The organism is Kitasatospora sp. NPDC057692 (genome assembly GCF_042799475.1).
Taxonomy (GTDB): domain Bacteria; phylum Actinomycetota; class Actinomycetes; order Streptomycetales; family Streptomycetaceae; genus Kitasatospora.
In genome coordinates, this window is sequence record NZ_JBHVIV010000119.1 from 1 (window position 1) to 9,362 (window position 9,362).

Sequence of the window (9,362 nt, forward strand, 5' to 3'; positions counted from 1 at the left end):
ACAGCGAGATCCTGCCCGACGAACGCAAGGAGACCGCCACCGCCTTCTGGACCCGTGCCCAGGACTTCTTCGCCCAAGCCGGGATCACCGTCCAGCGGGTCCTGACCGACAACGGCTCCTGCTACCGCTCACGGGCCTGGCGCGATGCCCTCGCCGCCGAGGGCATCGCGCACAAGCGCACCCGCCCCTACCGGCCCCAGACCAACGGCAAGGTCGAACGCTTCAACCGCACCCTGCTCGACGAATGGGCCTACGCCAGGCCCTACCGCAGCGAACAGGAACGACGCGACGCCTACCCCGACTGGCTCCACACCTACAATCACCACCGCGGACACACCGCACTCGCAGGCAAGCCACCCGCCAGCCGCGTCCCCAACCTCACGGGTCAGAACAGCTAGGGACCAGCATCAATGACCACACCCACCTGAGAAGAGAAGCGATGACGACGGCTGCCTGACAGCACCCCACCGCGCTACGGATCCCAGTCGGCAACAGAAGCCGAGCACAACGTCACCGACGCCTGCCACGACGGGCGCTGCTCCTTGACACCTCAACACGCTGGCCGGATTCTCTGCTCGACGACCTGGTCGAGAACTTACAAAGCCGTGAGAACGGTGCAGGTCGCGAAGAGTCCTCCCCGCGCAGGCCGGGGTCCGCCGGTCATCGAGACCGCAGTGAAGAAGCTCGGCGCGTCTTCCCCGCACCCGCGGGGGTCAGCCGCTGGGCGCCTCGAAGTGGTGGGGCGTCGGGGCGTCCTCCCCACGGGCGCGGGGGTCAGCCCCCCCCGGGCTCGGCGCGCAGGCTCCAGAGCCCGCAGGTGTCGCACCCAGCTCCTACGCTGCGGCCATGAGCGAAGGAACCTGGGCGGGCGTCCGCAAGCAGATACAGGCACTGGCGAAGACAGCGGGCGCCAGCACGATGTTCGGCTTCCATGGGCACCGGTTCTCGCTCGAGGACCCGCTGACCGAGCCCGAGCTGGCCGAGATGGAGGAGCAACTGGGTGTTCGGCTTCCGGAGGACTACCGGGAGTTCCTGACCCACGTCGGTGCAGGCGGCGCCGGCCCAGCCTACGGAGTCTTCCCGCTGCGCCGGATCCACGGGCGATGGCGGTGGGACGGGGACGGTGCGGACCTCGTAGACCTCACCCGGCTCTCCGAGCCCTTCCCCGTTCAGGGACCGGACCCTGAACTGGTACGCGCACTTCAGGAGAAGTGCCCGCAGGAAGACGACTGCGAAGAGGACGAGGACTTCGACCAGGCCTGGAAGACCTGGGACGAGGAATGGGGCAGGGTGATGTGGAATCCCGACCGGACAGTTGGCGCCATCGTCCTCTGCCATCTGGGCTGCGCCTACCGCCAATGGCTGGTCGTCAGTGGTCCCGAACGCGGTCGCATCTGGGCCGACGACCGGGCGGACGAGCGGGATCTTCAGCCGCTCCTCGGGCCCGGGAGAGAGCCCGTGACGTTCACCCTCTGGTATCAAGGATGGCTGGAAGAGGCCGCGAGGGCAGTTGCCGCGAGCCGCTGACAGCACAGGAACCGCCGCCGGCCACGTCCGCACCTTCGCGACCATCATGGACAACCACGAAGGAGACCAACTCGGGCGCTGGATCGCCGACGTCTGCGCAGACGAGCAGTGCGGCCTGGCCGGCTTCGCCGCCGGACTGATCCCGGATCTCGACGCCGTGGTCTACGGCATGAGCACCGACTGGTCATCCGGCCCGGTCGAGGGCCGCGTCAGCGACCTGAAGGCGCTCAAGCGCAGCATGTTCGGCCGAGCGAAGCCACCGCTACTGCGCAAGCGGCTTCTCCTGACCGCGGCAAGCCGCCGACCGCACACGACAACAGCGCTCCCTCAGCTGGGTGGAGGCTAACTTCTGTCCTTTGAGGCCTCGCGGTCCAGGAACTCGATCAGTCTCGTTTCCGAACGCAGAAGCCGCTCCCGTTGCTCACGGGGAAGGGAAGCGAGAGCGTCGACCAGGACCCGCTTCCGGGGGACGTACACCATGTTGCCGAAGTAGATCCTGCATCCCGAGCACCAGGCGAATCCGATACAGCGCTCGAACATGGAGGACTCGGGTGGATAGCACCGGTAATGGTAGGAGCGGATGGACTTTCCGCAGGCAGCACAGATTCGTCGATCACCGTCGGAAACCGTGTCCCAAGTCCCGACCTTCAGCCAGCGCTGCCGCCCGGCCGGTGCTTTTCAAGTCGTCATGCCGAGCATCCTCTCTCACACCGAGCTGCCCGGCATAGCCGTCCGAGCAAGATCCCGACGACCACAGACTGTCACTGACTCATGATTGCCTTCAAGGAACCTAATGCCTGAACCAACTCCTACCGTCCCTTGACAGATCTGGACGGCTTACGGAGACGAAGGCATCTACGGAGAGCATCCGGAGTCTGCAGCCGGTCTTGCCGGCTGAAGCGCCGAAGGTCAGGCAATCTGAGTCCCGGGAGGTCGCCTTCCTGACATGCCCTTGGAGGGATGCACCGCTGCCACCGAGGGGGACCGGGTCTGGCTGATCTGGTATTCCGGCAGTCGGCGGGGAAGCACGTTCTTGACGCGGATCACCCCGTCGACCGGTGAAGTGACCAGTTGGCCCAGCCCCGTAGCGGTGATGTGCCGGTCAGTGTGAAGCCGGGCGCAGGGTCCGTGGTGGCGCGGTCACACTCACAGCGGCCCGCCGGCCCCGCGGCCCGAGTTCCCCGCGCGGGCAGGCGAGCCGAACGGCTCGATCAACGTGCTGCGCTCCGAGAGGCCGACCACTCTGCAGAAGCCTCTGAGGCCTCACCGTCCGACGCCCGGCAGGTCCATCCTGCCCGACCGAAGCAGCAGCGCGGACCCACTGCCCCCACGCACGGTCACCGGCTGGATCCCGACTCACCCCGATTCCCTGCCGGAGGGCGAGCGCCTGAAGCTGAAGTCCGGCCTTTCCGGCTGCCCCGAACCGGAAGCCCTCACCGGGTACGTCCGCGCGTTCGGGAAGATGCGCACCCAGCTTCAGAGTGACCGGCTCCCGCAATGGATCAAGGCGGTCCGCGCCGACGATCTGCCCGGCCTCCACGCCTTCGCCAGCGGCCTCGAACACGATCTCGCAGCCGTCACCGCCGGCCTGACCCCGCCCTGGAGCCCGGGCGGCGCCGAAGGCCATATCCGCCGCATCATTCTGTGGCATCTGCGCTGTCAAGCCCCACCAGGCGCAGCGCGGAGCCGGCGGCTTCGACCCGGATGGCGTTGCGCAGGCTCTCGAGACCGTGGAGGGTCGGATCGAACCGGCGCGTCATGGAGGCCGCGATCCGGCCGCTGACGATCGAGCCGATCCAGGCGGCCCACCACAGGGCGACCAGCGGCGCATTCGCCCGCCAGCAGTCCACGGTCAGCCGCCAGGGGAACCAGAGCCCGACGACGGGGGTGAAGCAGGCGCCGACGGCCCAGCCGCTCCCGTGGTGGTGTCCGCCGGGCAGCAGCAGATCGCCACCGCCCCGACCGGGCCAGGCGCGCCGGGTTCCAGGGGCCCGCGCCGCGTTCCTGCCAACGGGAACTCCCAGTTCAGAGGCCGGTATCGCCATAGATGACCCGCGCGGGACGATCACACGATCCGCCGGAGCGGCCTCGGGCAGACCCTGGCCAGGCACGGTCCACCGTGCCGAGAACTCCGCGTGGCGGAGCTGCGGGTGCATCGGGGAACCTGTCGGGTTCAGCCCTTGGTCGCGCCGTGGCCATCGGTCTGCTGCCGGGCGCGGGTGAACTCGCCGGTGCCGACGCGGGCGGCGAGGGTGTCGTCGGGGCCGGAGAGCAGCGATCCGTAGCCGGTGGCGGCCCAGAGACTGCGGTCGGCGGGCAGTTCGAAGTAGGGGACGGTGCGGCCCTGGTCGCGGACGGCGAGGACCTGGGGTGCGCGGCGGGCGCGCAGGGCCTGGGCGCAGTCCTCGCAGACGGCGACGTCGACGCGTTCCCGGCGGCCGAGCGGGCGCCAGACGGTGCGGCGGGCGGCGGCACCGTGTCGGGGGTCGAAGAAGCACAGCGGGAGCGACGGTTCGGCTGCGAGCGCGGAGCGTCCTTCGGCCGTCAGGGCGAGCACGCCCGCCAGGTCGGGGATGCCGCGGGCGGCGTCCAGGACCCGGCCGGCCGCGTCGTAGGCGTCCAGGGCGCGGCCCAGGCCGGGGGTGGCGGCCCCGTCGGCGCTGTCCACGGCCTCGCCGAGGGCGAGCACCTCGGCAGCGGCCTGGCGGCGCAGCCCGGCCTCGTCGGCGGCCCGGTCGGCGGCGAAGACGGCGTCGGGGAAGGTGAAGGCGGTGTGCCGGGGCGAGCGGCGGCGGCGCATCAGGAAGGCGGCGCCGACGACGGCGAGGACCAGCGCCGCGGCGACCGCGAGCAGGGTCCCGGAGCCACCGGAGGAGGAGTCGGCGGCCCCGTCCGTCGCCTTGGGGCGGGCCGAGTACGCGCGGTCGGCCCGTTCGGCCTCGGCCTTGTAGACCTCGGTGCCCCGGCCGGTGGCGATCAGGTCGACGGCCCGGCCGACGCGGGCGGCCAGTCCGGCGTCCTTGAGTTCCTTGAGCATGCCCACGGCCATGGCGGCGTCGCGGGTCTGGTGGGTGTCGTTCGGCCACTCGGTGCCCTTGAGCCAGCTCCCGTACTGGTCGTTGGTGAGCAGGATCAGCTGTGGCCGGCCGAGGCGTTCCTGGACCACCGCGGCCAGGGACTCGGCGCTGCCGTCGAACGCGTCGCCCTTCTTCAGCGGTACCAGCACGACCTTGATCGGCAGACCGGTCGAGGCGATCCGGTCGGCGAGTTCCCTCTGTTGGGAGGCGGTGACGGCGGCCGCGAAGGACGGGTCGACGTAGACCGGGGCGGTGGCCAGCGCCTCGACGATCGCCGAGGCGGTCGGTCCGGGGCCCGCGCTGTCCGCGCGGGCGGGGGCACCGGCGCCGAGCAACGCCGCGCACGCCACCAGCAGCGCGGCGAACAGCCCGCGGAGCAGGCGCCGGTCGGGGCCCGCGGACGGGTGGCTGACAGTCGGGCGGTCACTGGACACTGGCGGACTCCCTGGCCCTGAGGATGAGTGCTTCGATCCCTTCGCGGGCGGCCGGCAGGATCTGCCCGGCCTCGTCCCAGGCGGTCCGGGTGCGGTCGTCCGCGCCGGGCAGGCGCAGCAGCCGGTCGCGGGCCCGGCCCGCACGGGCGGCCCGGTCGGCGGTGGCGCGGGCGGCCCCGCCGCTGCGCAGGGCGCCCTGGCAGGCCGGGCACAGCCGTGCGGACCGGGGGCCGAGGCCGAGCTCGGCGAACCAGGCCGGCACCCGGCCGCCGTCGGTGCCGTCGTGCAGCGGGTCGAGCCGGCAGACGGCGGGGTCGAGGTGGCCGCGGAGAGCGGCGAGTCCGGCCCGGGCGAGCACGACGACGGCGGCCAGGTCGCCCGCCCCGGTCGGCCCGTCGGAGCGCTGCTCGCCGCCGTCGGTGAGGAGTCCGGCGGCGTCCAGGCAGTCCCAGGCGAGGGTGCGGCCGGGCGCGTGCTGGTCGGCGGCGGCCAGTTGTGCGGCGAGTTCGCGGACGTCCTCGTCGGCCCAGGCGCGCAGTTGCCGAAGGGACGGCAGCGGGGAGGTGGGCCGGGACCCGGCGTGCTGCGGCGAGGTGCCGGCCGCGCGGGCCTGCCGGGAGCGGATCACGGCCCGGGCGATGGCGGGGACGGCCCAGGCCAGCAACAGCACGATGCCGAGCAGCATGGCGCCGAGCGCGATGCCGCCCCCGAAGTCGTTGCTGAACAGGGCGGGCAGCCGGTTGTCGCGCAGCGGGGGCAGGGTGGTCCGGCGGTCCGCCGGATCGTAGCCGGGTTTCGGCTCGGCGGTGGCGACGGCGTCCAGCACCCGGTTCAGCCGCGGTGCCACGTTCAGGCCCTTGGTCGCCCCGTACGCGTACCTGACCTCGGTCGGCAGGCGGGTGAAGCGGCGCACGGTGTCCTGGTCGGTGCCGTAGCTGTCGAGGTCGATCACGCCGGTCAGCGGGTCGACGAGGATGTAGACGCCGTCGCGGCCGGTGCGTTCGTGGATCCGGGCGAGCAGCAGGTCGCTGTGGTGGTCGGTCTCGTCGTCGCTGTCGGTGGGGGTGACCACGATGTGCACCGGGCCCTTGGGGGCGAGTTCGGCGAGCCGCTGCCGGATCGCGGGCAGGTCGGCGGCGGCCAGTGCGTCGGGACCGGAGGGGTCCTGGTAGATCGGGCCGGCGGTGAGGCCGGCGGCGATCTCGTCGACGCGGGCGTCCAGGTCGGCCTGGGTGACGGTCAGGTCGGGGCCGTCGATGACCTGGGGGAAGGCGGTGGGCGCGTAGTGCACCACGCCGAACACGGCGGCGGCCGTCGCCAGCAGTGTCACCGGCAGCAAGGCGCGGCGGCGCCACCCGGTGCCCGGGCTTCGGGTGGTGCGGGGCGCGGCCGGGCCCTTGTCCAGGCTGACGGCGGGCTCCTCGCTCCGGCCGGTCGTCAGGACGGGTTTCGGGATGGGCTTCAGGCCCGTCCTCCGGGCAGGGAAGGGGACGGAGGAGCGGGTCCGGCGAAGCGAGAGCCGAAGGCCGAGGGCCAGCACCAGGCCGGGGATCACCACCACGGCCAGCCCGAGCAGCAGGTTCTGGTTCCGCCGGTCGGTGGAGCTGATGTACAGCCGCTGCCGGTCGCTGTCGCGGTAGCGGTCGTGCAGTTCCTCAGCCTTGGCGGCGGCCCGGTCCTTGCCGGAGGCGACGGCGTCGACGAAGCTCCTGAACGCGGCGAGCGGCTCGGCGCCGTACGGGGTGGAGTAACGGGAGATCCGGCGGGCCTCGTCCACCGGGACGTCGACGCCGAACGCGGACGCGGTGATGTGACCGTAGCCGCCGATCATCACGTAGAGGCCGTCCGCGCCGAGCCGGTCGTGCACCAGGGCGAGCAGCGCGGCGTCGCCGTCCGGCAGCGCCAGCACGTAGGTGGGCACGCCGGTGCGCTCGGCGAGGACGGCGATCTCCGGGGACAGCGAGCGCGGCAGCCTGCGCGGCTGGGCGGCCGAGACGTAGACCGGGTTCCTGCGCAGTTCCTCGGCCAGGCGCTCGGACCGGGTTGTGCCGTCGGCGGGTTGGCCGGTCGGCGCGGCGGTGGCGGTCACCGTGGACGCCGCCGTGGGGCTCGGCGCGGCGCTCGGGTCCGCGGCAACGGCCGTTCCGGCGCCGCTGAGGAGCAGGACCGCCGCGAGCGCCGTGCCCGCCCCGATCCCGAATGTCCCGGTCCGTCTCCGTATCCCTGTCGGTGTCCGCATCCGCGCCCCTCCTGGTGGTTCGGCCGGTCACTCTACCCGTGCCCGGTCCTGACGGGTCCGGGGCGGCTCGGGGCGGTACGGGGCGGGGATCGGGGCGACGCGGGGCGGGGATCGGGGCGGCGCCACGGCAAGGCCGGAGAACAGGCCGGTCCGCGGGCGGAGTGACGGCGTATGCGCCCTGGGTCGGAGGGCGACTACCCCCTCGCCTTCCCGGCAGCCGGGGCCCCTGTCCGCGGCTTCGACCGCGGGTGGCGCGGGTCCCGCATCGCGGCACGGGGGTGAGCGAGGGTCATGACGCCGGTTCGATGACGAACACCTGGCCGTCCTTGCCCACGCACCGGTCCATCACCGCCTCGACTCCCTCGGAGGTGCTGGATCCTCTGATGCCCACGCACCCCTGACCCGCCACGCGGAGGACGTAGGTGTTGCCGCCGTAGGTCCCGGAGGGCTCGATGCGGAATCGGCTGCCCTCGTCGCAGTCGTCCCTCGGTTCGAGCAGTCCTACCGCCTCCCCCTGTGCCCAGGCCTTCAGGCAGCCCTTGCCGTAGTCGGGGTGGTGCCACTGAATGCGGTACGCCCCCTCCCCCATCGGCTCCAGCAGGGTGCCCTGCGGAGCCACCTGGTCACACCGCCGCTGGACGGCGACCAGGGGTGTGTACCGCCGGTCCTGAACACGCCCGTCGGTGAGGCAGAGGTCCGGAGCGGTGGTGGGGCGGATGCGGATCCAGCCGCTCGGCAGCCCCGAGCCGTCACCGACCGGCACGGCCTTCGCCCTCCGGGAGGCTTCCCCGTCGGCGGTCGATCCGTCGAGAGAGGTCAGCGTCCAGGCGAGTGCCGTCAGGGCGGAGCAGCCGGCCGCCGCCACCAGCAGAACGCGCATCCCGCGCAACCTGTCGAGGAGCGGACGCGCAACGGGCCCGGGCGCCGGCTCCGCCAGTGCGGCCTCGGCCGCGCGGTTCTCGGAGACCCCCTGCCAGGCGTGAAGCCACAGCGCGGCCCGCTCCCCCTCCCCGCACGCCCGCACGAACGCGGACAGCAGTTGGGGGCGTGGCGCCGTCCTTCCGCCGAGGACGTCGGCCAGCGTGCTGCGCGCCAGCACCTCGCCCGATGCGGCCGCCCTCTCCTCTAGTTGACGGTACGTCAGTCCTGACTGCTCCTTGAGTCTCCGTAGCAGCTCAACGAGCTCTGCGGTGTTCCGTGCGTCCTGCGGCGACAACCTTCCCCGGCTCTCCACAGCCGGAATTCTGGTTGAGGGCATGGCACTTCACAAGGCTGGCTTCCGACCCGGTACGTCGCGGGCCCGGCTGCCGGCGCCGTAGCGGCCGATCTCCGTCGGCGGCGCGGCGCCCTCCTCCATGTCCCCTGTCGGATGCCGGAATCAGCCTGCGCGCCATGCCTCGTGGCTCACAGCCCGGATGGTTCCGGCGCCGGCGCCAGGAGCGGGCGGCGGTCGACGTGACTGGGCCCGTCGGCCAGCCGATCAGCCCGGCCTCGCGCCCGTCCGCACGGGTATCGGTCGGGAAGCAAATCGTAGTACCCCGGCGGGCACCGTTCGAATGGGCGCACGTGTCGGGCCTCGCACTGGACCCGTCACGCGTGCGGCTCAGCGGGCGGACGCACGGGCGGCACTGTGGACATCACGGTGCGAAAGACCAGGTCGGAAACGTTCGGGGTGGGCGGCATCATGTCGCCGAGCATGAGCACTTCGGAGCCGTCCTCGCCGCGCAGGTCAGGGCGTGCGGGCGAACCGTCGCACGACCGCCGCCGCAGCGACCGCCGGTGCGGGACCACCGAGCCCGTGTCCGGGGAGCCGCCAGCGATGGTCCTGGCATTGCCGACGGCGGACTTGGTACCCAGTGGTACCCGGTTCTTCCCGCGCCTCGCGGCCGTTGCCGTTACCCGGGAGAACGCGGCCGACGACGACAACCCGGCAGGGACGAGCGTCGAAGGCGTCGACACGCGAACCAGGAGGATCGCGAGGCGGATGCGGATGCGTGGTGCGGTGGCGGGGCAGGGGTAGCCCTGCCCCGCCACCCCATCCGCCGGGGGGGGAGCCGGTCACCGGGCCGTGGTGCGGCGGTGGCC

8 protein-coding genes are annotated in these 9,362 nt (G+C 72.4%); 3 read left to right on the forward strand and 5 right to left on the reverse strand.

Annotated features, from left to right (window positions below; translation table 11 throughout):
- The 3 genes from ACFVFS_RS37230 to ACFVFS_RS37240 form a co-directional block, all read left to right on the forward strand.
- On the forward strand, positions 1 to 398 hold a 398-nt coding region (locus tag ACFVFS_RS37230; protein WP_380629409.1), incomplete at its 5' end, for an integrase core domain-containing protein.
- Positions 399 to 846: 448 nt separating this feature from the next.
- Positions 847 to 1,527 (forward strand): SMI1/KNR4 family protein, encoded by a 681-nt coding sequence (locus ACFVFS_RS37235; RefSeq protein ID WP_380629410.1) that lies wholly within the window; start codon positions 847 to 849, stop codon positions 1,525 to 1,527.
- Between the two features lie 46 nt (positions 1,528 to 1,573).
- Positions 1,574 to 1,873 carry a hypothetical protein gene (locus tag ACFVFS_RS37240; RefSeq protein ID WP_380629411.1) on the forward strand — a complete coding sequence of 100 codons (300 nt, stop codon included), beginning with the start codon at positions 1,574 to 1,576 and terminating at the stop codon, positions 1,871 to 1,873.
- 1,291 nt (positions 1,874 to 3,164) lie between these two features.
- Here the strand turns inward: ACFVFS_RS37240 and ACFVFS_RS37245 are convergent.
- From ACFVFS_RS37245 to ACFVFS_RS37265, 5 genes are all read right to left on the reverse strand, one after another.
- Positions 3,165 to 3,683, reverse strand: coding sequence for a DUF4328 domain-containing protein (locus ACFVFS_RS37245; protein ID WP_380629412.1), 519 nt, complete (start codon positions 3,681 to 3,683; stop codon positions 3,165 to 3,167).
- A 17-nt stretch (positions 3,684 to 3,700) separates the two neighbouring features.
- Positions 3,701 to 5,038: a hypothetical protein gene (locus tag ACFVFS_RS37250; RefSeq protein ID WP_380629413.1), complete on the reverse strand. Its 1,338-nt coding sequence runs from the start codon at positions 5,036 to 5,038 to the stop codon at positions 3,701 to 3,703.
- The gene (locus ACFVFS_RS37255; protein WP_380629414.1) at positions 5,028 to 7,127 is read right to left on the reverse strand and encodes a hypothetical protein; all 2,100 of its coding nucleotides are present in this window, start codon (positions 7,125 to 7,127) and stop codon (positions 5,028 to 5,030) included. The genes ACFVFS_RS37250 and ACFVFS_RS37255 overlap by 11 nt, the downstream gene beginning before the upstream one ends.
- Before the next feature lie 439 nt (positions 7,128 to 7,566).
- Positions 7,567 to 8,535 carry a helix-turn-helix domain-containing protein gene (locus ACFVFS_RS37260; RefSeq protein WP_380629415.1) on the reverse strand — a complete coding sequence of 323 codons (969 nt, stop codon included), beginning with the start codon at positions 8,533 to 8,535 and terminating at the stop codon, positions 7,567 to 7,569.
- A 332-nt stretch (positions 8,536 to 8,867) separates the two neighbouring features.
- A complete protein-coding gene (locus ACFVFS_RS37265; RefSeq protein WP_380629416.1) occupies positions 8,868 to 9,311 on the reverse strand; it encodes a hypothetical protein in 444 nt (147 codons plus the stop codon).
- Positions 9,312 to 9,362: the final 51 nt, after the last annotated feature.

Excerpts from the sequence above, each read along its gene's own strand:
- ACFVFS_RS37235 (WP_380629410.1), top strand. The coding sequence starts at position 847 with ATGAGCGAAGGAACCTGGGCGGGCGTCCGCAAGCAGATACAGGCACTG.
- ACFVFS_RS37240 (WP_380629411.1), top strand. The coding sequence starts at position 1,574 with ATGGACAACCACGAAGGAGACCAACTCGGGCGCTGGATCGCCGACGTC.
- ACFVFS_RS37245 (WP_380629412.1), bottom strand. The coding sequence starts at position 3,683 with ATGCACCCGCAGCTCCGCCACGCGGAGTTCTCGGCACGGTGGACCGTG.
- ACFVFS_RS37260 (WP_380629415.1), bottom strand. The coding sequence starts at position 8,535 with ATGCCCTCAACCAGAATTCCGGCTGTGGAGAGCCGGGGAAGGTTGTCG.